The sequence below is a fragment of the Streptosporangium sp. NPDC048886 genome (assembly GCF_055586905.1).
Window position 1 is genome coordinate 1 of sequence record NZ_JBVJHH010000062.1, and the last position, 23,979, is coordinate 23,979.

The following is a 23,979-nucleotide window of genomic DNA, read 5'->3' on the forward strand; positions in this document are numbered from 1 at the left end:
GCGGCACCAGCCAGCCCCGTCCGTCCGTCGTGGTGGCCTGGCACCGGCAGGGCAAGAAGATCGGCTCCTGATCTCCCCGGTGCCGCCCGCGCCGGGCGCGGGCGGCACCCTCCGGCCTGTCTCACGCCACCGGTACGGCGGGGCGCTCGACGGCGGTCTCCGGGCTCTCCTGGATCTCCTGGCTCTTGGGGGTCCGGGGGGCCCGCAGGGAGAACAGGCTGACCGGCACGCCCACCAGCACGATGGCCGCCGCGATGACCAGGGTGGACTGGTAGGCGGAGAGGAAGGCCGCCAGCGGCCTGGCTCCGTCCTGGAGGAAGGAAGTCTGCCGGCCGCTGAGGATCGCCCCGAGAACGGTGATCCCGAGCAGGCCGAAGATCTCCCGCGAGACGTTCAGGACGCCCGCGGCCACCCCGGCGCGGCCGGTGGGCAGCGTGCCCAGGACGGCCGTGGTGAGCGGCACCAGCAGCCCGCCGCCCAGCCCGTAGACCAGGAACCACGGCAGCAGGTCCCCGAACGTGCCGCCCTCACCGACGAAGGAGATCCCGAACACCGCCACGGCCATCAGCAGGAGCCCGGCGGCCACGGTCCGCGCGGTCCCGAGCGCGGCGCTGATCCGCGGGGCCAGGGCCGCGGTCACGGCCATCACCAGCGCCATGGGCACGAACGAGATCCCGGCCTCCATCGGTGAGAAGCCCAGCGCGTTCTGCAGGTACAGCGCGGTGAAGAAGTAGATCCCGAACACCCCGAACGACCACAGCCCCATCGACAGCGCGCCCCCGCTGAAGACCCGGGACCGGAACAGCGACAGGTCGATCATCGGCTCCCGGCTCCTGATCTCGATCACCGCGAACGTCGCCGCCGAGGCCACCGCGAGGCCGAAGGCGCCCAGGATCTCCGGCGAGGTCCAGCCCGCGCCGTCGCCCTCGATGAGCGCGTACGTCAGCGCGGACAGCGCCAGGCTGGACGTCACCAGGCCCGGGACGTCCAGGCCGTGCCGTACCCGGTCCTGCGGGGTCACCCTGATCGCCCACAGCCCGAGCGCGAAGGTCAGGGCCCCGAGCGGCACGTTGATCAGGTAGATCCAGCCCCAGTCCCACCGCTCGCTGATGAACCCGCCGGTCAGCGGGCCGAGGGCCAGGGCCAGCGCGCCGACCGCGCTCCACAGCCCGACCGCCGTCGCGCGCTCCCGGGGGTCGGGGAAGACCGAGGTGAGCAGGGCGAGCGCGGTGGGCGTCAGGAAGGCGGCGCCGACGCCCTGCGCCGCCCGGGCGGCGATCAGGGCGGTGCCGTCCGTGGCCAGCCCGGCGGCGAGCGACGCCACCGTGAACACCCCGAGGCCGATCATGAAGATCCGCCGCCGTCCGAAGACGTCCGCCAGGCGCCCGCCGACCAGCATCAGCCCGGCGAAGACCAGGATGTAGCCGCTCACGATCCATTCCAGCCCCGAGATGCTCAGCCCCAGGTCCCGCTGGATCGTGGGCAGCGCGACGTTGACCACGTTGTTGTCCAGATAGGTCATGAAAGTGGCCAGCGAGATCGCTCCCAGCGCCCACCACTTGCGGTTATCCGTCACTCCGACTCCCTCTACGGCGTACTTGTACGGCGTACATGTACGGTGGATAGTGGAACGTGTACGGCGTATAGTTGTCAAGCGTGATGGGAAAACTGACCCGTGAGGCCGTCGTCGAGCAGGCACTGGAGATCGGCTCGGCCGAAGGTCTCCAGGCCGTGACCATCAGGCGGCTCGCCCAGGAGCTCGGGGTGACCCCGATGGCGCTCTACTGGCACTTCAAGAACAAGGAACAGCTGATCATCGGGATGGCCGACCACCTGATCGAGGGGTTCGTGGTCACCGGGGACCCCGCCAGACCGTGGCAGGAGCAGCTCCGCGAGCTGGTCACCGGCCTGATCAAGGTGCTGCGGCGCTACCCGTGCGCGGCGCCCGTGCTGGAGGAGGTGGACCACATGGCCGTGCCGAGTTTCCTGCGGGTGTGGGACACCGCCCTCGGCCTGTGCGAGCGGGCGAGGTTCTCCCCCCAGGAGAGCTGCCTGATCTCCAAATACCTGCTCCAGGGCGCGATCGCCCTGGCCGCCGGCCCGATGAACCGCCGTCCCGGCATGTCGGAGCCGGAAGCGGCCGAGCGCCTGCGCCTCAAGCGCGTCACCCTCCAGTCGCTGCCACCGGACACCTACCCGCACATCGTGAAGATGGCCGCCCCCCTCGCCGAGGGCGGCCCGGCCGAGCTCTACGACACCTTCGGCGTCGACGTCCTGGCGGCCGGCGTCGAGGCCATGGCGGCCCGCCTCCTCGCCGCCCGGACCCCGAGGTGACCGGGCCGTACGGCGGGCGGGCCGTACGGTGACCGGACTCCTCGCCGCCCGGGCCGGACGCTGACCGGAGCGCACGGCGGGCCGGGCGGGTGACGCCCGGCCCCGGGCAACGGAGCAATCAGGCGGCTGGCAGACGGGGACCCGGCCCCGTAACTTGATCGGCATGACTGATCGTCCGTTTGAACTCGTCTGCGAGGTCGAGCCGCCGACCCGCCCCGACCTCAAGCATGTCCGGCACCAGATCGGCACGCTCAGCAAGATCGCGCACTCGTTCCTGATCCCGGACAACCACATCGGCCGGGCCACGGTCTCCAGCGTCGCCGTCGCGCACGAGGTCCAGGCGATGGGCGGGCGCAGCATCGCGTGCCTCAACTCCCGTGACCGCAACCTGCTGGGCTTCCGCCGCGATCTGCTCACCGCCGCCGCCTACGGGGTCGACCAGTTCCTGTTCATCTACGGGGACAAGCCCGGCTCGGGCAACCGGACCAGTGACCTCACCGTGCGCTCGATGATCGACGAGGTGCGCTCCCTCGGCGAGGATCCCGCCTTCGCCCGGACGCCCGCCTTCCGGGTCGGCACCGCCGCCGCGCTGCGCCCGCTGCCCGCCTGGAAGCGCGCGGCCGACTTCATGTTCGTCCAGGTCAGCTTCTCGGTCGAGGCGCTGCTCCGGTGGCGCGAGGCCAACCCCGTGGACGTGCCGGTCTATGCGGGGGTGATGGTCATCGCCAGCGAGAACCACGCCCGCCGCCTGGCCGCCGCGATCCCCGACATCGACATCCCCGCCGACCTGGTGGAGCGGGTCGCGGCCGACCGCCTCGCCGGCGTCGAGGCCGCCTGCGAGCAGGTGCTGCGCATCCGCGACTCGGGCGCCTTCGACGGCGTCCACCTGATCCCGGTGGCCCGCTACCGCGAGGTCGAGTCCCGGCTGAGCGGCGCCCTCTGAGCACGGCCCCGGTCAGTCGAAGAACTGGGCGATGTCGAACCTGCGGACCTGGAGGGGGACGGAGTAACGGCTGATCACCCGGATCCTCCTGATGCGGGTCTGCTCGTTGATGGTGACCTTCACGCACTTCATGCAGACCTCGTGACGTCCCGGGAGGGCGTAGTAGGAGATGGAGACGGCGCGGCGTCCGAGGCCCCTGTCGGACAGCCCCAGCCCCACCTCCCGGTAGATCCGCCTCGAACCCTTGAGGGTGAACGCGGTGGAGCCGATGATCGCGTGGTTCGCGGTAGGGGGGCAGTGCACGAATATCCGGACGTTGTTGTTCTGGCGGGGCCACTCCGGCAGGACCCGGAGCGACGTGCGGTTCTTCAGCTCGGCGGGGATGTGGTCGCCGGTGACCGCCCCGACGCCCGCCGGTGGCGGAGGGGAGGCCGTGGCCGGGAGGACCGGGCCCATCACGAGAGCGGCGGTCACTCCCAACCCGATGACGGAACGCACGTGCTCCTCCTGCCGGACGGACGCCCGGGCGCCGGCGGCAGCTGCCCGCCGGGCGACGGAGCGCGGGTGACGGGGGAGGAGATGGTCAGAGCCGTCCCGATGGGACCGCTCTGACCAGGTTGTCGATCTCATTATGCCGACCGCGTCGTGCCGGGCGGGACGCCACGCTGAGGCGGACGCCCGCCCCGCCGGGCCGGAGGACGGGGCGGCGCGCCGGTGCCGGGAGTCCACCCCGCCGGGCCCGCTACCGCGGAGCCGGGTCCTGCCCGGGCGGCGCGGCCCGCGCCCGGGCCAGCGCGGACATCAGGGCGCCCACGAGGGCGACGGCGAACAGGACGGCGTAGGTCTTCCGGAAGCCGTCCATGAGCTGGTCCACCGCGACGGGGGACATGCGCGACAGCGTGCCCTCGTAGACCTGGCCGCGCAGCCCGGCGCTGACCGAGCTGGTCAGGACGCTCAGGGTGAGGGCGACGCTGAGCACGATCCCGACATTCATGATCATCAGCCGGAAGCCGTTCACCAGGCCGAGGCTCCCGGCCGGCAGGGCGGTCATGACCTGGGTGGTGTTGCCGGTGAGGAAGGTGCCGCTGCCGCAGCCGCACAGGAACAGGCCCACCCCGATGATCCAGTACGGCGTGGCGGGGTCGGTGTTCAGGGCCAGGACGCCGAGCCCCGCCGCGCTCAGCAGCGAGCCCCCGACCGACAGCGCGTAGGGGGCGACGCGGCGGCCGAGGGAGCCCGCGGACGGGGAGGCCAGGGCCATGCCGACCGGGACCGGGAGCACGCCCAGGGCGGCCGTGACGGCGTCGACGCCCCTGGCCGCCTGGAAGTAGAGGGCGGCGAGCAGGATCAGCGCCGCGCGGGCCAGCGCGTTGCAGAACGAGGCGAGGTTGGCGAAGGCCAACATGCGCTCACCGAAGAGCCGGACGTTGAGCACGGGGTGCGACGCCCGGCGCTCCACGATGATCAGGGCCGGGACGAGAGCCGCCGAGACGGCGGCGCCGACGATCACGGTCGGGCTGGACAGGCCCCGCGAGCCCGCCTCGGAGAGGGCGATGAGCGCGGCCGACAGCATGGCGAAGACGATCAGGTTGCCGGCGGCGTCCACCGGCTCGCGCGGCCCCCGGGCGACCCGGCGGAGGGTGAAGGAGCCCCAGACGAAAGCGGTCAGGCCGGCGGGCACGTTCACCCAGAAGATCCACTGCCAGCCGGCGGTCTCGGCGATCAGACCGCCCAGGGTCGGGCCGGCGAGCTGGGCGACCGAGAGGGTGCCGATGTAGACGCCCATGCCCTGGCTGAGGCGGTCGGGCGGGAAGGCGTCGGTGATCATCACGGTCCCGTTGGCCAGGATCATGGCGGCTCCGACGGCCTGCACCGCCCGCATCGCGATCAGGAACCAGACGCCGGGCGACAGCCCCGCCAGCAGCGATCCCACCGTGAAAAGGGCGAACCCCGCGAGGTAGACCTCCCTGCGGCCGAGCAGGTCGGCCACCCGGCCGAAGAACACCAGGGTCGCGGTGTTGACGAGCAGGAACGCCAGCAGGATCCATCCCGCGGCGAACGCGTCGGCGTGGAAGTGCCTGACCACGGCGGGGAGCGCGACGTTCAGGGTGCTCCCGGAGATGCCGATCAGCACCAGGCCGAGGCTGGTGACCGAGCAGACCCGCCACGCGTAACGGAGCCTGGAGACGTATTCGGGGGAGCCGGGCAGGTCCTGGGGGATGGAGACCATGCGCCCCAGTCTGACGCACGCGGCGCCCCGGCCCCGAGGGAGATCGGCGCCCGGCCCTGGGGGAGATCGGCCGCCGCCGGGCACACGCCCCGGTGGCCGGACGGTCTCAGCGGGCCCTTCTGCGGAGGCCCTCCATGTCATGGATGATCACTCGGCGGCGGCCGGTCTCGATCAGGCCGCGGTCCCGCAGCGAGCGCAGCGCCTTGCTGACCGCCTCGCGGGAGGCCCCGGTCCAGCCGGCCAGCTCGTCCTGGGAGAGCGGCAGCGTCACCCGCACCCCGCCGTTGACCGGCTCGCCGTACCGCTCGGCCAGCTCGACCAGCCGGGTCGCCACCCGGCCCGTGGTGTCGAACGCGCCGTACTCGATCCGCTTGCGGTCGGAGTCGCGCATCTTGCCGATCAGCGTCCGCATGAGCAGTACGGCCACCCGGCCGTGCTCCTGCAGGTAACCGGAGAAGTCGTGGACCGCGATCCCCTCGACCGGCTCCAGCGCGGTGACCGTGGCCGACCTCGGCAGGCCGTCCAGGGCGGCGAACTCGCCGAGCAGCGCGCCCGGCCCGCGTACGGCCAGGATCACCTCGGTCCCGCCGGCGGTGTGCGAGGAGACCTTGACCCGGCCGGATGTCAGCAGGAGCACCCAGTCGGCGACGTCGCCCTCGGTGCACACCACCGCACCCCGGTCCCAGCGCCGGGGACGGCCGGCCGCGTGCAGCGCGGTGACCTCGTCGGCTGTGAGCAGGGTGGCGAACTCGCCCGGCTCGGGGGTAGGACTCACGGGCACCTCCTGGCGATGTCGGTTGCGGCTGTGCGGGGTGTGCGGGTTGTGCGGAGCGGGGTGTGCGGGGCGGGCCGTACGGCTGTCGCGGACGACGGACCGCTACGGCAGGCCGGACAGCACGTACGCGTGGACGGGCTGTCGCTTGCCCTTGAGGGAGAGCTCGCCCAGGGAGCGGACCCTGGGACGGGGGTCGATCTGGTCGAGGGTGCTCTGGCCGATCACGACGGTACCGGGTTCGGCGATGCTCTCCAGCCGGGCGGCCACGTTCACGCAGTCGCCCATCGCGTTGAACCCGCGCAGTTCGGGGCTGCCGATGTTGCCGACCAGCGCGAGGCCGGTGTTGATCCCGATCCTGAACCGGGGGTAGCCCGCCGTCCCGGCGGCGATCTCCTCGGCCGCCTCCTGCATGGCCAGGGCCGCCCTGGCCGCGGCGGTGGCGTGCCCCGGCTGCGGGGCGGGCGCGTTGAACAGCGCCAGCAGCGCGTCTCCCACGAACTGCACGATCGTGCCCCCGTGGCTGAGGATGATGGGCACGGCCGCCGTGTGATAGCGGTTCAGCATCTCGACGATCTCCCCCGGCGCGGACCGCTCGGAGAAGCTCGTGAAGCCCTTCAGGTCGGCGAAGAGCGCGGTCAGCTCGACCAGCTCGCCGCCGAGCGCCGCCGTCCGGGGGTCGGCCAGCAGGGAGTTGGCCACGTCCGGGGACATGTACTGCCGGAACAGGGTGGACAGCTCCTGGTAGAGCCGGGCGTTCTCCAGGGAGATGGACAGCTGGCCCGCCAGCGTGGCGGCGAGCGCCTCGTCCTGCGGGGTCCTGCCCACCGGCACCTCCAGCGCGCCGGCGAGCTGTCCCTTCACGGTCAGCGGATGGACGACCGCGCCGTCGAGCCGGACGGGCTCGCCGCCGGGGAAGTCCGCCGGGCCGTACTCCCTGGACCCCATGGCGACCCGCCCGTCCGCCACCAGCGTCATGCGCACGTCGCCGTAGGCCTGCCGTACCCGGTCCAGGGCCTGGGTCAGCAGCTCCCGCTCGGGCAGTCCCACGCGGGCCTGCCTGCCCGTGTCGACCAGGGCGGCCAGCCGTTCGGACAGCTCACGCTCGTTGGCCAGCGCCTCGCCGGCCCGGTCGAGCACCGCCGCCTGCCCCTCGGTGAGCCCGAACTTGCCCGCCAACCTCGTCGCGACCGGGACCCTGGTCTCGGCCCGGCGCCGGAGGTGGCCGACGAGCTCCTCCAGGGCGTCTTCGTACTCGGCCCTGATCCTCAGAACGGTCGCCGACAGGGCCACCGAGTCGAACAGTCCCGCGCTGGTGCCCTCCCGCCGGAACTGCAGGTGGGCGCTGTAGGCGACGAACACGAAGGCCAGGGTCAGCAGCAGGTGCCACAGCCACCACGACATGTGCCAGTTGTGGCGGAACATCCCGGCGACCATCGCCTCGGCGAGTAGCGTGTAGGCGGTGATGAGGCTGACCAGCATGGCGGCCGGGCGCCTGCGGTGGAGCCGGAACATCATCACGGTCGCCACCGAGTAGAGGGCGACCCCGGCCAGCTCGGCCCCCCCGAGACCGGCGCCGGCCCCGGGAGCCGGGGCGCTCAGCGCGGTGAGGCCCGGCACCAGCGAGGCGGCACCCCACAGAGCGAGCAGCACGCCGAGCCCGCCGCGCAGCCAGGCCTGCGCTCCCAGTACGGCCCGGGCCGCCCGCTCGCTGAGCGGCAGGGCCGAGGCGGCCGCGAAGACCGAGGCGACGAGGAGGCCGACCGGCTGGGAGAGGTCGAAGCCGTAGGTCCCCTTCCCAAGGATGATCTTCGGCGTGGCCAGGCCGTGCATCAGGAAGAAGCCCGCGCTGCTCAGGAAGACCAGCGAGACCAGCAGCAGCCGGGCGTCGGCCCGCCGGGCCGACGCCTGACCGATCATGACGCCCAGGACCACGTTGATCCCCGCCACGGCGATGATCAGCCAGAAATGGCTGAGGTTGTCGTGCCATTCGCCGTTCAGGTCGTCGTGGTTGGCCAGCAGCAGCCAGAGCCCGAGCATGGGCAGTGCCAGGTGGATCACCCAGACCACCGCGCGGACCGGCTGGGTCGCCGGGGGGAGATACGGCTCGGACCTGGGGCGCTCCTCGGTCGAGGTGCTCATGAGATCGTTCGTCGGCACGGGTGGCCTCCGTGTCTGGGGATCCCGGCGGGTTCCCTGTCGCGTCCGTCCACACCCATCGGGCGGGATTCCCCCGAACGGTCCGATTATCGCGCACCCGGCTGCCGCGATCAGGAAATCGTTCGTTCCCGAACCGTTATGTTTGCCGCGACAACCGTTGGAACGGTCTAACCGTGCAACTGGTGAATCACTGAACACACCAGGATCTGGTGTTGCAGAAAGGAAGCCCAGTGGCTTTCAAGTTGCCGGGCGGGCGCACGATCGGCGTCGTGACCGTCGGAGTGCTGGCCGGGACCCTCTTCGCGACGGGCGGCAGCGCCGTCGCGTCGGCCGGCACCGAGGTGCACGCATGTGTCAACAAGAAGACGCGCTACGCGCGGATCGTCAACGCGACGGCCGCGTGCAGGGCCACCGAGATCCGCGTGACCTGGGGTGACGGCGGTTCCCAGTCCCAGGGCGTGAACACCCAGGGCCCGCAGGGTCCCGCGGGCCGCAACGGCGCCCAGGGCCCCGCCGGCCCCCAGGGGATCCCGGGTAGGCAGGGCCTGCCCGGCAAGGACGGCGCCCCCGGCAAGGACGGCCAGGACGGCAAGGACGGCGCCCCCGGCAAGCAGGGCGAGCAGGGCCTGCCCGGCAAGAACGGCCAGGACGGCGCCCCGGGCAAGCAGGGCGAGCCCGGCCGCAACGGCGCCCCCGGCGCCAAGGGCGACACCGGCCCGCAGGGCCCCCGGGGCGAGAGCGGCTCCAACGGCCGGCCCGGCCGGGACGGCGAGGACGGCCGGGACGGGGAGGACGGCCGGGACGGCAAGAGCGCCTACGAGGTCTGGCTCGAACTGCCAGGCAACAGGGGCAAGTCCAAGGCGGACTTCATCGCGTCGCTGAAGGGCCCCAAGGGCGACAAGGGTGACCCCGGTACGCCGGGTTCGGGCGGCGGCTCGGGCGGCGCTCCCAGCGTCACCACCCTCACCCAGCCGTTCACTTTCGGCGGTCATGGCGGGACCCAGAGCGTGAGCTGCGGCGCGGGCAAGGTCGCCACGGGCGGTGGCTACAGCAGCGGCGACGGCAGCGCCTCCGGCCAGATCTACACGAGCGCCCCCAACGCCACCGCCGGCGCGCCGACCGCCTGGACCGTGAGCGGCAAGAACTCCAGCGGTCTCGTCTACGTGATCTGCATGTCCTCCTGATCCCGGGCGGAGCGCGACATCGGCGGGAGGCCTCCCGGACGGCTGCCGGGAGGCCTTCCCACGTCGGAGGACGGCCCTGAGATACGGGGGCGTCCGCCAACGTCGAAGGGGTACGGCCCGCCCATGGACCCTCCTCGAGGTTCTCACCTCAAGAAGGGTTCTGGCGCGGGCCGTACCCCTTCGACGTTCGGTGGATCAGCCGAAGATGCCCGGCAGGGTGGCCGTGTGTGTCTCCCGGAGCTCGGCGACCGGGATGTCCAGGACGCCCTCGACGGTCAGCGAGGCGCCGCCGGTGGTGCCCAGGGCCTGGCAGGGGACCTCGTGGGCGGCACAGAGCTCGGCGAAGGCCGCGAAGGACTCCGGTGCCACGGTCACCAGCGCGCGGGCCGACGACTCGCTGAACAGGTCGACGAACGCGTCCTCGCCCGGCAGGGAGACCGTGCAGCCGACCCCCTGGGCGAGGCAGGCCTCGGCCAGGGCGATCGCCAGGCCACCGTCGGACAGGTCGTGGGAGCCGGTCAGCAGGCCGCGGGAGGCGGCCTCGGCCAGGACGAGCGCCATGGCGCCTTCGGCCTCCAGGTCCGCCTGGGGCGGCAGGCCGCCGAGGTGGCCGTGGACCACGTGGGCCCACTCGGAGCCGCCGAACTCCTCGGCCGTCTCGCCGAGCAGGATGACCTTCTCGTCCGGGCCGGTGAAGCCGCTGCGCACCCGCCCGGCCACGTCGTCGATCACGCCCAGCACGCCCACGACCGGGGTCGGGTGGATCGGGGTGGACCCCGTCTGGTTGTAGAAGGAGACGTTTCCGCCGGTCACCGGCACGCCGAGGATCTTGCAGGCGTCGGCCAGGCCACGGGTGGCCTCGGCGAACTGCCACATGACCTCGGGGTCCTCGGGGGAGCCGAAGTTGAGGCAGTTGGTCACCGCGAGCGGCCTGGCGCCGGTCACCGCCACGTTCCGGTAGGCCTCGGCCAGCGCGAGCTGCGCGCCCGCGTACGGGTCGAGCCGGGCGTAGCGGCCGTTGCCGTCCGTCGACAGCGCGATGCCCCGGGTCGTCTCCTCGGCGCCCGGCATGACCTCGCTGATCCGCAGCACGCCGGCGTCGGCGGGCTGGGCCAGCACGGTGTTGCCGCGGACGTAGCGGTCGTACTGGGAGGTCACCCACTCCTTGGACGCCAGGTTCGGCGAGCCGAGGAGCTCCAGCAGCGTCGCCCGCAGGTCGTCGGGGCGGGCCAGCCGTGCCGGGGTGTCGGCGTTGAGCGCCGTCTGGCCGGCCGGCTCGTGGAACGGCCGCTCGTAGACCGGGCCGTCGTCGGCCGCGGTGCCCGGCGGGATGTCCACGATGGTCTCGCCGTACCAGGTCATCACCAGACGGCCGGAGTCGGTGACCTCACCGATCACGGTCGCCGGGATGTCCCACTTGGTGCAGATCGCCATGAAGGCATCGATGTCGTCGGGGGTGACGACGGCCATCATGCGTTCCTGCGACTCGCTCATCAGGATCTCTTCGGGCCGCAGCGACGGATCGCGCAGCGGGACCAGCTCCAGCTTGACGTCCATGCCGCCGGTGCCCTTGGCCGCGAGCTCGGTGGTCGCGCAGGAGACGCCGGCCGCGCCGAGGTCCTGGATGCCGACGACCACGTCCGCCTGGTAGAGCTCCAGGCAGCACTCGATCAGCAGCTTCTCCATGAACGGGTCGCCCACCTGGACGCTGGGGCGCTTGGCGTGCGACTCGTCCTCGAACGTGGCCGAGGCCAGGACGGACGCGCCGCCGATGCCGTCGGGGCCGGTCAGCGCGCCGAACAGCACGACCTTGTTGCCCGGCCCGGGGGCGGTCGCCAGCTTGATCTGGTCCTTGCGGAGCAGGCCCACGCAGAGCGCGTTGACCAGCGGGTTGCCGATGTAGCAGGGGTCGAAGACGACCTCGCCGCCGATGTTGGGCAGGCCCAGGCAGTTGCCGTAGTGGCTGATGCCCTCGACCACGCCGGGCAGCACCCGCCGGGTGTCGTGGGCGTCGGCCGCGCCCAACCGCAGCGCGTCCATCACCGCGATCGGCCGCGCGCCCATCGACATGATGTCGCGGACGATGCCGCCGACGCCCGTCGCCGCGCCCTGGTGCGGCTCGACGTAGGACGGGTGGTTGTGCGACTCGATCTTGAAAGTGGCCGCCCAGCCGTCGCCGATGTCGACGACGCCGGCGTTCTCGCCCATGCCGACGAGCAGCGCCTCGGACTCGGGGGCCTTGGTGCCGAACTGCCGCAGGTGCACCTTGGAGGACTTGTAGGAGCAGTGCTCGCTCCACATGACGCTGTAGATGGCCAGCTCGGAGCTCGTGGGCCGGCGGCCGAGGATGTCGCGGACCCGCTCGTACTCGTCGAGCTTCATGCCCAGCTCGGCGTACGGCTGGCGCTCGTCGGGGGTGCCCTCGGCCCGCTCGACGGTGTCCAGGTTCGTGTCGGGCGCCTGGCCGCCGCGCTTGTCGGCTCGCTCGCTCACAGGTTCACCAGCTTCTTCAGGATGGAGGAGAAGAACCCCCGGCCGTCCGTGCTCGGAGCGCCGGTGAGGTCCTCGACCGCGTGCTCGGGGTGCGGCATGAGGCCGACGATGTTCCCGGCCTCGTTGCGGATGCCCGCGATGTCGTTCAGGGAGCCGTTGGGGTTGCCTCCGACGTAGCGGAAGACGATCTGGCCGTTGCTCTCCAACGCGCTCAGGGTCGCCTCGTCGGCGACGTAGCGGCCCTCGCCGTGCTTGACCGGCAGCACGATCTCCTGGCCCTCGGTGAAGTCGGACGTCCACGGGGTGGCGGTGTTCTCCACCCGGATGCCCTGGTCGCGGCAGACGTAGTGCAGTCCGGCGTTGCGCATCAGCGCGCCGGGCAGCAGGTGGGCCTCACAGAGGATCTGGAAGCCGTTGCAGGTGCCCAGGACGGGGAGCCCGGCCCTGGCGGCGGGGATCAGCTCCTCCATCAGTGGCGCGAACCTGGAGATCGCCCCGCAGCGCAGGTAGTCTCCGTAGGAGAACCCCCCTGGCAGGAAGACCGCGTCCACCTTCTTGAGATCGGGATCGGCGTGCCACAGCGGGACGGCTTCGCCGCCCGCGTGACGCACGGCGCGGGCCGCGTCCTGATCGTCAAGAGTTCCGGGAAAAGTGACGACGCCCACGCGGGCAGCACTCATGACAGCGTTCCCCTCCACAAACGAGCGCCGCGCCGACATCTCACACATCGGATGACGGTCTGCGGCGGTGCGCCCAGGCTATCCGCTCCTGGCCGAGAGGTCACACGCGGAGCGGTCCGATCACACAGCTCACCGCCCGGGGACCGGCCCGCGGCTTGGAGGATCGCACAACGGCGGGTCACGCCGTACCGGCCGGAGGAGGCGTCCGGAGGGCCGGGACGGGGCCGCGTCGGCGGCCGGGCGACGGCCGTACGGTGGCCGCCCGGCGGCGCTCAAACGGCGGTGAGCATCTGACGGCGGAGGAAGGCGGCGTCCTCGTCCCAGTCGAGGTGCTTGCGCAGATGCACGGTGGTGCCCCGGCCGGGCGCGATGTCGAAGGAGATCTCGTCCACCACGGCCTGCATGATGAGGATGCCCCGGCCGTTCTCGGTGTCGGCCGGGGGGTAGTGCTCGGGCACCCGCATGAGGCCGTGGCCCCTGTCGATGATGCGGACGTCGCAGCGGCCGTAGCCGATGGCGGCCTCGACCTCGTAGCGGTTGGCGGGCCCGCCGTGGCGCACCGCGTTGGCGCACGCCTCGGTGACCGCGAGGAGGATGTCGGACACGCAGTCCTCGGTGACGCCGAGTGAGCGCAGCGAGTCGCCCAGCGCTCTGCGGACCATGGGAATGCCGATGGCTTCCCTCGGCAGAGCCAACGAGAACTCGATATCCACCGGATCCCTCCCGGGGCCAGACGTCACCCTGTCAAGGTTTCCCCTCAGAATCCGGGCTAACCGCAAAATAACCTTAATGTTATTTACTGTTGGTCAAGCCGTGGGATTATGACACATCCAGAGTGTGATTTACCCGGACGTAAGGAAACGCTCTGTGTGACGTATGACGGTTTACTGCTCCACGGAGACCGCGTAGTCCTCGATCACGGTGTTGGCCAGCAGGGTCTCGGCCATTTTGCGGACCTCCGCGAGCGCGGCCTCGTCGGCGGGGCCTTCGATCTCCACCTCGAACCGCTTGCCCTGCCGCACCGCCGAGACACCGGAGAAACCGAGCCGCGGCAGTGCCCGGGCGATCGCCTGGCCCTGCGCGTCGAGAATCTCGGGCTTGAGCATGACGTCGACGATGACGCGCGCCACGGTGTTCCTCCTGGTTGCAGCGGGGACGGTCCGGCGTCTCAAGGGTAACGGGCTTCTCCGGCAGTTCGTCGCCGGGTCCGGGCTCCCTCCGTGCGAGGGTAAAGCGGGGTCCAGCGGGAACGGGGAGCGTATGGATGCCGGGGTAGGGCTTGCGCACAGGTATGTGACCTCTGCCACGATGTCCACAAACGCAAGCGAACCACCACCAAACGGGTCGTATGCGTGGCTAACCGGCCGGACGGTGGTGGCGAACCCATCTCGACGGCCCCGAGCACACAGGAGCGGCACGTGACAGCCGAGGCCCCTCGTGGTGCGGAAGCACCCCCGGAGCTCGTCCAGTTGCTGACCCCCGAAGGGGAACGGGTCGAGCATCCCGACTACGACATCGATCTGACGCCCGAGGAGATCCGCGGGCTCTACCGGGACCTGGTCCTGGTCCGCCGCGTCGATCTGGAGGCGGTGGCCCTGCAGCGCCAGGGCGAGCTGGGCATCTGGGCCTCCCTGCTCGGTCAGGAGGCCGCGCAGATCGGCTCGGGCCGGGCGCTGGCCGAGACGGACATGGCCTTCCCGACCTATCGCGAGCACGGCGTGGCCTGGTGCCGGGGCGTGGACCCGGTGAACCTGCTCGGCCTGTTCCGCGGTGTCAACCACGGCGGCTGGGACCCGGCCGAGCACAACTTCCACCTGTACACGATCGTGATCGGCAGCCAGACCCTGCACGCGGTCGGCTACGCCATGGGCGTCCAGCGCGACAGCGCCGAGGTCGCCACCATCGTCTACTTCGGCGACGGCGCCACCTCGCAGGGAGACGTGAACGAGTCGTTCATCTGGGCGTCGGTGTTCAACGCCCCGGTCGTGTTCTTCTGCCAGAACAACCAGTGGGCCATCTCCGAGCCGCTGGAGAAGCAGTCCCGCATCCCGCTGTACCGCAGGGCGAGCGGGTTCGGCTTCCCGGGCGTCCGGGTCGACGGCAACGACGTCTTCGCCTGTCTCGCGGTCACCCGCAAGGCGCTGGCCGACGCCAGGTCCGGGCAGGGCCCGGTGATGATCGAGGCGTTCACCTACCGGATGGGCGCGCACACCACCTCCGACGACCCGACCCGTTACCGGGTGGCCAGCGAGTTGGAGGCGTGGAAGCTCAAGGACCCGATCGAGCGGGTCCGCGCCTACATGTTCAAAAACCAGCTCGCCGACCAGGAGTTCTTCGACGCGGTCGACGCCGAGGCCGACGAGCTCGGCAGGGACGTGCGCAAACGCTGTCTCGAACTGCCCGACCCCGGGCCACTGGCGATCTTCGACCACGTCTACGCGGAGCCGCACCGGCTGATGGACGAGGAGCGCGCCCAGTTCGCCGCCTACCTGGAGGGGTTCGAGGGATGACGACTCTCACGCTGGGCAAGGCGCTCAACGAGGGCATGCGCAAGGCCATGGAGGACGACTCCAAGGTCCTCATCATGGGTGAGGACGTGGGCAAGCTCGGCGGCGTGTTCCGCGTCACCGACGGGCTGCAGAAGGACTTCGGCGAGCAGCGGGTCATCGACACCCCGCTGGCCGAGTCGGGCATCATCGGCACGGCGATCGGCCTCGCGCTGCGGGGATACCGCCCGGTCTGCGAGATCCAGTTCGACGGGTTCGTCTTCCCCGCCGCCGACCAGATCATCACCCAGCTCGCCAAGATGCCGCTGCGGTCGCTGGGGAAGGTGAAGCTGCCGGTCGTGGTGCGGATCCCGTGCGGCGGCGGCATCGGCGCCGTGGAGCACCACAGCGAGTCGCCCGAGGCGTACTTCACCCACACCGGCGGCCTGCGGGTGGTGGCCTGCTCCAACCCCGTCGACGCCTACACGATGATCCAGCAGGCGATCCGGTGCGACGACCCCGTGGTCTTCTTCGAGCCCAAGCGGCGCTACTGGGAGAAGGCCGAGGTGGACACCTCCGCCGACGCCGCGGGCTGGACGCCCTTCGACCAGGCCCAGGTGGTACGGCCGGGCACCGACCTCACCCTCCTGGCCTACGGGCCGATGGTCAAGACCTCCCTGGAGGCCGCGGCGGCGGCCGAGGAGGACGGCCGGTCCGTGGAGGTCCTCGACCTGCGCTCTCTCAACCCGCTGGACATCGAGCGGGTCGAGGAGTCGGTCCGCAGGACCGGGCGCTGCGTCGTGGTGCACGAGGCGCCGGTCTACAACGGCTTCGGCGCCGAGGTGGCGGCCCGGGTCACCGAGAGGTGCTTCTACCACCTGGAGGCCCCGGTGCTGCGTGTCGGCGGGCCGTCCACGCCCTACCCGCCCTCCAGGCTGGAGGATCACTACCTGCCCGATCTGGACCGGGTCCTCGACGCCGTAGACCGCGCGTTCGCGTTCTGAGAAGGGGAGACGATGAAGGAGTTCAAGCTCCCCGACGTGGGCGAGGGGCTGACCGAGGCCGAGATCGTCCGCTGGCACGTCAAGGCCGGTGACCAGGTCAAGGTCAACCAGATCATCGTGGAGATCGAGACCGCCAAGGCCGTCGTCGAGCTGCCCTGCCCGTTCGACGGCGTGGTGGCGGCTCTGATGGCCGCGGAGGGCGAGACCGTCGACGTCGGCAAGCCGATCATCTCCGTCGACGACGGGACCGGCGGCGGAGCCGCCCCGGCACCGGCCTCGGCCCCCGAACGCGGGCAGGCGCTGGCCGAGGACATGGTGCCGGCGCTCCCCAAGGAAGAGCGTCAGCCCGTCCTGGTGGGCTACGGCGTCAAGATGGGCGCCGCCAAGCGTCGCCCCCGCAAGGCGCCGCCGTCCGCTCCGTCCGCCCCTTCCGCGGGCCCGCCTGCCGCGCGGGAGAACGGGCCGGTCACCGGTACCGCCGCCGCGCCCGCCGAGACCGCCGCGCCCGCCGAGACCGCCGCGTCCGTGAGGCCCGGCGTGGCACTGGCCAAGCCTCCGGTGCGGAAGCTGGCCAAGGACCTCGGGGTCGACCTGACCACGCTCACCGGGACCGGCCCGCAGGGCTCGATCACCCGGGACGACGTCCAGTCGGCGGTGGAGGCGGCCGCCGTCCCGGCGGTGGCGCACGCCGTACGGACGGGTGAGGAGCGGATCCCGGTCAAGGGGGTGCGCAAGGCGACCGCGCAGGCCATGGTGGCCTCGGCGTTCACCGCGCCGCACGTCACCGAGTTCCTTCAGGTGGACGTGACCGAGACCATGGAGGCGGTCGGGCGGCTGCGACGGCTGGCTGACTTCGCCGAGGTCAAGGTGTCGCCGCTGCTCCTGGTGGCGAAGGCGGTGCTCGTCGCCGCCCGCCGGTATCCGATGATCAACTCGGCGTGGGACGAGGCGGCGCAGGAGATCGTGGTCAAGCACCACGTGAACCTGGGCATCGCCGCCGCCACCCCCCGCGGCCTGCTCGTCCCCAACGTCAAGGACGCCCACGCCATGTCCCTCCCGGACCTCGCCAGGGCCCTCGGCGCCCTCGCCGAGACCGCCCGGGCGGGCCGGACCCAGCCCGCCGACATGGCCGGCGGCACGATCACGATCACGAATGTGGGCGTGTTCGGGGTGGACGCGGGCACTCCGATCCTCAATCCCGGCGAGTCGGCGATCTTGGCATTCGGCCAGGTCAGGGACATGCCGTGGGTGGTGGACGGGCAGATCGTGGCCCGCAAAGTGTGCACGCTGGCACTCTCCTTCGACCACCGGGTCGTGGACGGGGAGCTCGGCTCGCTGTTCCTGCGTGACGTCGGCGCCATGCTGGAAGACCCCCTCCGGATGCTCGCCTGGAACTGAAGTCCCGCTGAGGAGCTCCCCTGGTCGGAGCCTCCTTCAGCCGCGGCCCCGCCGGCCGGAGTCCCGGTGACCGGAGCTCTCGTCCGTGACCGGGGCCGCGGTCGCAACCGCCACGAGCCCGCTCCCCCTCCCGGGGAGCGGGCTCGCGTGTTCATGCGTTGATTTAATGTTCATTTACTGCTCCATGGTTCCGATGTCTTCTTATGAAGAATTTATGGGATATGCGGGGCACTCGGGCCGGCCTGTCCGCCGCGCGTACCGATGACCTTCCCGTGAATCGTGGAGACCTGCGCTTGGCATTTGTCAGGGCCGGGCTTTAAGGAGAATCCCCCGGAATGGGGGAGAGATGGGCGGCGGCGGAAAGTCGGTGGAGGTGCGTCCGTCCGGTCGCGGAGGGGCTGCCGTGCAGCCGGTAAAACATGTCCAATAGGTCCCGGATTCGACTGTTAGTGCACATATGGGTGCTACTGTCGTAATTGCAAGTCCCGCGAAAGAACGGTCAGAAGGGAAAATCAATGAGACTGAACAAGCTCTTCCCGGCTAACCGCGCCCCGCTCGGCTGGGGCGGATGTCGTCGGCGTCGCTGCGGTTGCGGCGGCTGGGGCGGCGGCTGGGGCGGCGGCTGGTGGTGGTAACCAGTTCGAATGAGAGCCGGCGGGTCACCCGCCGGCTCTCGCTTACTGCTCCCGCCGCTCTCCCCTCGCCGGACGGGCCCGGCCCGGCGGACGCCTCTCCGCCCCCGGTCGCCCCGGCGGTCTCCGTCCGGGACACCTTCCGGCGGTTCTGGCCCTACACCCGTGGCGTCCGCAGGCTCTTCGCGGCCGGGGTCCTGCTGGCGATCGTGGCGGCGCTCTGCGAGGTCGGCGCGATCTGGCTGTTCGGGTTCATCACCGACGAGGTCCTCAGCCGCCAGAACCTGGGGGCGTTCTGGACCCCCGCACTCATCTGGCTCGGCCTCGTGGTCGTCGCGGGCGCGGCCTCCTTCACCGGCGCCTACGCCACGGCCCTGGGCGGCGAGCGCTTCCTGCTGCGGTTGCGGGGCGAGGTGTTCTCACACCTGCAGACGCTCACCCCGGACTTCTTCGACAACCGACGGCTGGGCGACCTGATGGCCCGGCTCACCGACGACATCGAGGCCATCGAGGAGTTGGTCGGCTCCGGTGTGGTCCGGCTCCTCACGACGCTCGCCAGCGTGGTCTTCTTCGCCGGGGCCGCCTTCTACATCCGGTGGGATCTCGCGCTGGTGACGTTCGCGATGGTCCCGGCGTTCCTGATCGTCTCCAAGGTCTTCGCGTCGAGGTTCAGGCGCGTCGCCGCGCGCGAGCGGCTCAGCAACGGAGCCATGAACAGCGTCATCGAGGAAGGGCTGGCCAACCAATCCCTCGTCCAGGCGTACAACCGCCAGGAGACCGAGGCGCGCCGGCTGCACGCCGAGGGGCACACCTGGCTGCTGGCCAACGTGGCCCAGGCCCGGCTGTCGGCGCTCTACGGGCCGGTCGTCCAGGTCATCGAGACCGTCTGCCTGCTCGTCATCATGGGATTCGGCGCATGGGAGATCGCATCCGGCCGCCTCACCATCGGCGGGCTGCTCGCCTTCGCCGCCTACCTCGCCTATCTCTATCCGGCGGTGCAGAACCTGGGGCAGATCGCGCTCACCGTCTCCGAGGCGGCGGCGGGCTCCGACCGCGTCATCGAGATCCTGCGCACCAGGCCCGCCGTCACCGACCGCGACGGGGCGGTCCCCACGGCGGCGCCGAGCCGCGGCCGGATCGACTTCGAGGAGGTCGGCTTCACCTACCCGGGCAGGACCGGCCCCACGCTGCGGAACCTGTCCTTCAGTGCCGAGCCGGGCGAGCTCGTCGTGTGCACCGGGCCCAGCGGCGCCGGCAAGTCCACCCTCACCAAGCTCCTGCTGCGGTTCTACGATCCCACCGTCGGGCGCATCCTCCTCGACGGAGTGGACATCCGCGACCTGCCGCGCCGGTCGCTGCGTGACAACATCACCATCCTCCAGCAGGAGAATCTGCTCTTCTCCGGGACTGTGCGCGACAACATCGCCTACGGCCGCCCCGGCTCCGGCATGGACGACATCGTCCGGGCCGCCGTCCTGGCGGACGTGCACGACTTCATCGGCACGCTGCCGCAGGGGTACGACACGCCCATCGGGCAGCGCGGCCGGCTCATATCGGGCGGGCAGCGCCAGCGCATCGCCATCGCCCGGGCGATCCTGCGCGACGCCCCCGTGCTCGTCCTCGACGAGCCGATGACCGGGCTCGACGCGCGCACCGCGGCGCGGATCATGGAGCCTCTCCGGCGTCTCATGTCCGGCCGCACGACCATCCTCATCACCCATGACCTCCGCCTCATCCCCGAGGCGGCTCACACGATCGTCCTGGGAACGGCCCGGGACGCCGGCCGCCCGAGGATCAGCCTGTTCAGGCGCCGTGGCACGGCGGCCCGTCCGCTCTGAGGGAGGGCCTCCGTCCGCTCTGAGGGAGCTCTCTCCGAGGAAGCTCTGAGGGCGTTCCGCCTCTCGCCGCCGGAGCGGACCGCCTCCAGGCGGCGCGGAAAGCACGGTGAGCCCGCTCCCGGGAACAGTAAGTCCGCTCCGGGGAACGGTGAGACCGCTCCCGGGAACGAAACGCGGTGAGCCCGCTCCCGGAAAGGAGCGGGCTCGACGGCGGAGGCGGATGGTCCATCGGGTTTCACCCTCGGGTGAGGGTCCGGCGGATGAACGCCTCCGTTTTTCCGGCCCGGGTTTCCCCGGGCCGGCCGGGGAGGGGACGTGCTCTCGCCCCGGTCATGTGTGATCCTGCGCCGGCGGCCCTATGTCGGGAGCCGGCCGGTCCGTCCCCGGTCTACCACCACCCGCCCCATCCACTGCCCCAGCCGCCCCAGCCGCCCCCGCCCCCGCCCCAGCCACCGCAGCCCCCGCCCCAGCCGCGACAGCGGCAGCAGCGGCGTCTCCAACAGCCGCAGCCGGTGATGAAGCTCGTGGCCGTGGTGGCGGTCTGGGCGGCCGGGGTCGACGCCGTGGGCGTGACCGAGGCTCCTGCGGGAGCTGCCACGAGTGCTCCAGCGAGGAGTCCCGCGCCCATCATGCTCGCGACGAACGAGGCGGCAGTCTTGGTTTTCATGCGATCCTCCGTTTTTCACGCGAAGACGGATCCGTCCTCATGGATTGCCGGACAATCCACAGCGTGCCGGAGGAGGAGCGATCAAGACACCGCAAAGCACTTATGCTTTGGCAAAGCACCGCAGAGGTGCATAAATAAGAAATAAATTGTACATATCACCTCATTTCGGGCAAATAGTTCTACCCACGCTAAATGGGATTTAGTCCCCGCTGTCCGGCCGCTGTGGGCATGGCCGTACGCTGGCTGGGAACTCGAATGAAGGGAAGATCATGTTCCGGCATGTCGTGCTTTTCACCTGGGCCGAAGGGGCCACCGACGAGCAGAGGGCCGCGGTCGCGGCCGAGCTGGGCAAGCTGCCGGAGGTCATCACGGAGATCCGCGCCTACGGCATCGGCGCCGACGCGGGCGTGAACCCGGGCAACCACGAGTTCGCGGTCGTCGCCGACTTCGACAGCCTCGACGACTATCTCGTCTACCGTGACCACCCGGCGCACCAGGCCGTGATCGCCGAGCGCATCAAGCCGATCCTGGCCTCACGGGCGGCCGTGCAGTACGTCCTCTAGGCGCCGCGCCCTAGGCGTCCGGCGGGGTGTTCTCGCGGTGCATCAGGCGGTCGTCCGACGTCTGCCCGCGCTTGGGGGCCAGCACGACGCTCAACACGATCCCGACAGCGCCGACGATCATGAAGATCAGGCCGATGACGTCGATGTGCACGTCCTCACCCAGGACGTCGGGCTCGATGGCGAAGCGGAGAATGGCGCCGAGCGTGAGAAAGAAGATGCTGACCCCGACACCCATCAGGTCCTCCGGACACGAGTAATGGCCAGGTAAAGGGAGCGTACGTGGTTGGTCATACCCTTTCGGGGGCGATCACACTACTCAGGCGGACCTTGTCCGCGGCGGTGGGTCCGGCCGACCCCAGGCAGACCGGGACGCCCAGGGCGTCGGCGACGGCCGCGGGCCAGTCGCCGGCGCCGATGCCGCCGGCGTAGCGGGGACGCGCCCTCAGCACCCGCCCGGTCAGCCGGGCCTGCCGGTCCAGGTCGCCCGGGGGCCCCGCCGGCAGCTCGCCGATGTCGTAGGAGACGCACATCCGCGACACCGGGGCGTCCAGGTGGGTGAGCGCGAGCGCGTCGGCGCCGCCCGCGACCGCCAGCGCGTAACGGTGGGCCACCGCGTCGAAGTGACCCACCCGGAAGGGCCCCTGCCACGGGCCGTCCGCGTTGTGGGCCTCGGCCGTCTCCAGCTCCGGATCCTCGGTGACCAGCGGACCGGGCCCGTGCCGGGTGGTGTAGGTGCGCAGCACGCCCAGCCGTACGGCGGGCACCCCGTCGAGCAGGGCCAGCGCGTTGGCGAAGGTCGTCGTGCTCCACGTCGTGTGGGGGTGGAAGCCGTGCCACTCGTCGAGCAGCACGCCCTGCGCCCCCTCGAAGACCACCGGGCGCCCGCGCAGCAGGGCGGCCGTGTAGGAGGAGTCCACCAGGGTCACCCGCTCGGCGAACGCCCGGTAGGCGGCGACGCAGTCCTCCACGGCGGGCCCGGTCACCCCCAGTGCCTCGCGGAGCGCGCGCAGCTTGCGCGTGAGCAGCGCCGGGTCCTCGCAGTCGCCGGCGGTCGGCCCGAGGCCCGGATGGCCCAGGGCGTAGGCCATGGCCTCGCCGACGCCCATCCCGCACGACCCGTGCCGGTCCGCCCCGCGCGCCAGCTCCCGGGCCCGCCCCGCCGCCACGTGGTACGGCGTGGCGAGCAGGGCGTCCCGGTCCACCGTGAGCAGCCCGAACGGGTCCGGGACGCCCAGCCCGGCCAGGTGCGCGGCCTCCGAGGCCAGGGCGAGCGGGTCCACGACCATGAACCTGGACAGGTGGGTCGGGACGCCCCGGAGCGTCCCGGACCCGAACTGGGCGAAGGTGTGGTGCCGCCCGCCGGGCAGGACGACGTTGTGCCCGGCCTGCCCGCCGCCGTTGAACCTGACGACCGCCTGGACCGGCCCCTGGGCGCAGAGCCAGTCGACGACCGTGCCCTTCCCGGCGTCGCCGTAGCCCAGGTCGACCACGATCACGTGCTCGCTCACAGCCGGACCACGCCGCTGCCGCCGCGGAGGTCGAGCTCCCCGCCCACCACCGGCGCGCCCCGCTCCAGCCTGGCCAGGGCCCGGCCCACCGCGGCCCCCGCGGCCGAGCCGAGGTCGCCGAGGTCGCCGAGCCCCTGGTCCAGGTCGATGGCGTCCTCGCCGAGGCCGACCGTGAGCGCGATCGTCTCGCAGACCGCGTCCAGGTCGTCCAGCTCCAGCACGTTCTGGCCGAGCAGCTCGCGCCAGGCGGCCAGCGTGCGGCTGTCGCCGGCGTAGCCGGACCCGGCGGGCAGGATGTAGTAGACGTCGTAGATCCTGGTCAGCTCGGCGACGATCTCCTCGGTCGTGATGTCCCGCCCGAGGCTGTCGCCGATCACCTTGCCGACCTCGCGGCGCTTGATCTTCGGGTAGGGGAGTTCGTCGCCGATGATGAACAGGTAGCCCCGGCGCCCCCGCTTCTCGAAGCAGTCGAGCGAGGTGTGCCTGGCCATGAAATACATCGCCAGCTCGTACGACTCGGTCCGCTGGCCGCCGCCCCCGCCCTCCAGCAGGATCTTGCCCAGATCCTCGTCCATCCGGTTGTCGGACTCGAACTGGCCGATCTGCAGCGGGGCCCGGTCGCAGGTGGCGTCGCCGATCGCGCCGAAGAGGATCTGCGGGTCGGCGGCGTAGCCCTTGCGGAGCAGCAGGCCGAGCAGGTCGGGCAGCTTGGTCTGGAGGGTGCGGGGCACCCCGCCCATCGAGCCGGTCACGTCGAACAGGACGGCGACGGCCACGGTGGCCGGGTGCTCGTCGGAGTCACGGCTCTCCCGGGCCGCCACGCCGTACGGGTTGAGGTCGTCGTGCACGGTGCGCGCGCCGCTGTCGCTGTAGGCGAAGGCGCTGGCACCGCTGGCCGCGCGGTAGCTCGCGGCGGCGGCGTAGACGTCGGTGGACCAGATTCCGCTTCCCATGGGGGCCTCCCAAGGCCGGGCAGAGGTTATTCTCAACTAGAGACAATCTCAGTATGAGAATAACTTGGGGCCGCGTCAACCCGCTCCGGCGCGGTCCGCTCTTCTCCGCCGTCTCCCGGCCGTCCGCGGAACCC

Annotated in this window: 21 protein-coding genes; 8 read left to right on the top strand and 13 right to left on the bottom strand. The window is 71.3% G+C overall.

Annotated features, from left to right (window positions below; all coding sequences use genetic code 11):
• Window positions 1-121: 121 nt before the first annotated feature.
• Window positions 122-1,576, bottom strand: coding sequence for an MFS transporter (locus ACZ6R6_RS44695; protein ID WP_470103121.1), 1,455 nt, complete (start codon window positions 1,574-1,576; stop codon window positions 122-124).
• A gap of 83 nt (window positions 1,577-1,659) precedes the next feature.
• Between ACZ6R6_RS44695 and ACZ6R6_RS44700 the strand changes: the two genes are divergently transcribed.
• Together ACZ6R6_RS44700 and ACZ6R6_RS44705 are read left to right on the top strand one after the other, a co-directional pair.
• Window positions 1,660-2,334 (top strand): TetR/AcrR family transcriptional regulator, encoded by a 675-nt coding sequence (locus ACZ6R6_RS44700; protein WP_470103183.1) that lies wholly within the window; start codon window positions 1,660-1,662, stop codon window positions 2,332-2,334.
• A gap of 163 nt (window positions 2,335-2,497) precedes the next feature.
• A complete protein-coding gene (locus ACZ6R6_RS44705) occupies window positions 2,498-3,277 on the top strand; it encodes a methylenetetrahydrofolate reductase (protein WP_470103123.1) in 780 nt (259 codons plus the stop codon).
• A gap of 12 nt (window positions 3,278-3,289) precedes the next feature.
• On the opposite strand, the gene ACZ6R6_RS44710 is transcribed toward ACZ6R6_RS44705, so the two are convergent.
• The 4 genes from ACZ6R6_RS44710 to ACZ6R6_RS44725 form a co-directional block, all read right to left on the bottom strand.
• Entirely contained in the window at window positions 3,290-3,775 is a 486-nt protein-coding gene (locus tag ACZ6R6_RS44710; protein ID WP_470103124.1) for a hypothetical protein, read from the bottom strand.
• Window positions 3,776-4,019: 244 nt separating this feature from the next.
• Window positions 4,020-5,507, bottom strand: coding sequence for an MFS transporter (locus ACZ6R6_RS44715; RefSeq protein WP_470103125.1), 1,488 nt, complete (start codon window positions 5,505-5,507; stop codon window positions 4,020-4,022).
• Between the two features lie 106 nt (window positions 5,508-5,613).
• Entirely contained in the window at window positions 5,614-6,282 is a 669-nt protein-coding gene (locus ACZ6R6_RS44720; protein ID WP_470103127.1) for a Crp/Fnr family transcriptional regulator, read from the bottom strand.
• A 102-nt stretch (window positions 6,283-6,384) separates the two neighbouring features.
• Window positions 6,385-8,439: an adenylate/guanylate cyclase domain-containing protein gene (locus ACZ6R6_RS44725; RefSeq protein WP_470103129.1), complete on the bottom strand. Its 2,055-nt coding sequence runs from the start codon at window positions 8,437-8,439 to the stop codon at window positions 6,385-6,387.
• 230 nt (window positions 8,440-8,669) lie between these two features.
• On the opposite strand from ACZ6R6_RS44725, the gene ACZ6R6_RS44730 reads away from it, so the two are divergent.
• Complete coding sequence (locus tag ACZ6R6_RS44730; protein WP_470103131.1) at window positions 8,670-9,623, top strand: hypothetical protein; 954 nt, start codon at window positions 8,670-8,672, stop codon at window positions 9,621-9,623.
• A gap of 195 nt (window positions 9,624-9,818) precedes the next feature.
• On the opposite strand, the gene purL is transcribed toward ACZ6R6_RS44730, so the two are convergent.
• The 4 genes from purL to purS all read right to left on the bottom strand — a co-directional run bounded on the left by purL (window position 9,819) and on the right by purS (window position 13,926).
• Window positions 9,819-12,116 carry a phosphoribosylformylglycinamidine synthase subunit PurL gene (gene purL, locus ACZ6R6_RS44735; RefSeq protein WP_470103132.1) on the bottom strand — a complete coding sequence of 766 codons (2,298 nt, stop codon included), beginning with the start codon at window positions 12,114-12,116 and terminating at the stop codon, window positions 9,819-9,821.
• A complete protein-coding gene (gene purQ, locus ACZ6R6_RS44740; RefSeq protein WP_470103134.1) occupies window positions 12,113-12,796 on the bottom strand; it encodes a phosphoribosylformylglycinamidine synthase subunit PurQ in 684 nt (227 codons plus the stop codon). Before purQ ends, purL begins: the two co-directional genes overlap by 4 nt.
• Window positions 12,797-13,068: 272 nt before the next feature.
• Window positions 13,069-13,509 carry an ATP-binding protein gene (locus ACZ6R6_RS44745; RefSeq protein ID WP_470103135.1) on the bottom strand — a complete coding sequence of 147 codons (441 nt, stop codon included), beginning with the start codon at window positions 13,507-13,509 and terminating at the stop codon, window positions 13,069-13,071.
• 171 nt (window positions 13,510-13,680) lie between these two features.
• Complete coding sequence (purS, locus tag ACZ6R6_RS44750; protein WP_470103136.1) at window positions 13,681-13,926, bottom strand: phosphoribosylformylglycinamidine synthase subunit PurS; 246 nt, start codon at window positions 13,924-13,926, stop codon at window positions 13,681-13,683.
• Window positions 13,927-14,214: 288 nt separating this feature from the next.
• Here purS and pdhA point away from each other — a divergent pair, with 288 nt between their 5' ends.
• The 4 genes from pdhA (at window position 14,215) to ACZ6R6_RS44770 (ending at window position 20,154) form a co-directional block, all read left to right on the top strand.
• Window positions 14,215-15,306 carry a pyruvate dehydrogenase (acetyl-transferring) E1 component subunit alpha gene (gene pdhA / locus ACZ6R6_RS44755; protein WP_470103138.1) on the top strand — a complete coding sequence of 364 codons (1,092 nt, stop codon included), beginning with the start codon at window positions 14,215-14,217 and terminating at the stop codon, window positions 15,304-15,306.
• Window positions 15,303-16,286, top strand: a complete 984-nt coding sequence (locus ACZ6R6_RS44760) for an alpha-ketoacid dehydrogenase subunit beta (protein WP_470103140.1) — start codon at window positions 15,303-15,305, stop codon at window positions 16,284-16,286. The genes pdhA and ACZ6R6_RS44760 overlap by 4 nt, the downstream gene beginning before the upstream one ends.
• A 12-nt stretch (window positions 16,287-16,298) precedes the next feature.
• The gene (locus ACZ6R6_RS44765) at window positions 16,299-17,684 is read left to right on the top strand and encodes a dihydrolipoamide acetyltransferase family protein (RefSeq protein WP_470103142.1); all 1,386 of its coding nucleotides are present in this window, start codon (window positions 16,299-16,301) and stop codon (window positions 17,682-17,684) included.
• 568 nt (window positions 17,685-18,252) lie between these two features.
• A complete protein-coding gene (locus ACZ6R6_RS44770; RefSeq protein ID WP_470103144.1) occupies window positions 18,253-20,154 on the top strand; it encodes an ABC transporter ATP-binding protein in 1,902 nt (633 codons plus the stop codon).
• Between the two features lie 388 nt (window positions 20,155-20,542).
• Here ACZ6R6_RS44770 and ACZ6R6_RS44775 read toward each other — a convergent pair whose 3' ends face one another.
• Window positions 20,543-20,821: a hypothetical protein gene (locus tag ACZ6R6_RS44775; RefSeq protein WP_470103146.1), complete on the bottom strand. Its 279-nt coding sequence runs from the start codon at window positions 20,819-20,821 to the stop codon at window positions 20,543-20,545.
• 269 nt (window positions 20,822-21,090) lie between these two features.
• On the opposite strand from ACZ6R6_RS44775, the gene ACZ6R6_RS44780 reads away from it, so the two are divergent.
• Window positions 21,091-21,384, top strand: a complete 294-nt coding sequence (locus tag ACZ6R6_RS44780; protein WP_470103147.1) for a Dabb family protein — start codon at window positions 21,091-21,093, stop codon at window positions 21,382-21,384.
• A 10-nt stretch (window positions 21,385-21,394) separates the two neighbouring features.
• On the opposite strand, the gene ACZ6R6_RS44785 is transcribed toward ACZ6R6_RS44780, so the two are convergent.
• From ACZ6R6_RS44785 to ACZ6R6_RS44795, 3 genes are read right to left on the bottom strand one after another with little or no spacing between them, the layout of a single operon-like run.
• The gene (locus tag ACZ6R6_RS44785; RefSeq protein ID WP_306862792.1) at window positions 21,395-21,619 is read right to left on the bottom strand and encodes a DUF6458 family protein; all 225 of its coding nucleotides are present in this window, start codon (window positions 21,617-21,619) and stop codon (window positions 21,395-21,397) included.
• A gap of 52 nt (window positions 21,620-21,671) precedes the next feature.
• The gene (locus ACZ6R6_RS44790) at window positions 21,672-22,892 is read right to left on the bottom strand and encodes an adenylosuccinate synthetase (RefSeq protein WP_470103149.1); all 1,221 of its coding nucleotides are present in this window, start codon (window positions 22,890-22,892) and stop codon (window positions 21,672-21,674) included.
• Window positions 22,889-23,845, bottom strand: a complete 957-nt coding sequence (locus ACZ6R6_RS44795) for a hypothetical protein (RefSeq protein ID WP_470103150.1) — start codon at window positions 23,843-23,845, stop codon at window positions 22,889-22,891. Before ACZ6R6_RS44795 ends, ACZ6R6_RS44790 begins: the two co-directional genes overlap by 4 nt.
• Between the last annotated feature and the right edge of the window lie 134 nt (window positions 23,846-23,979).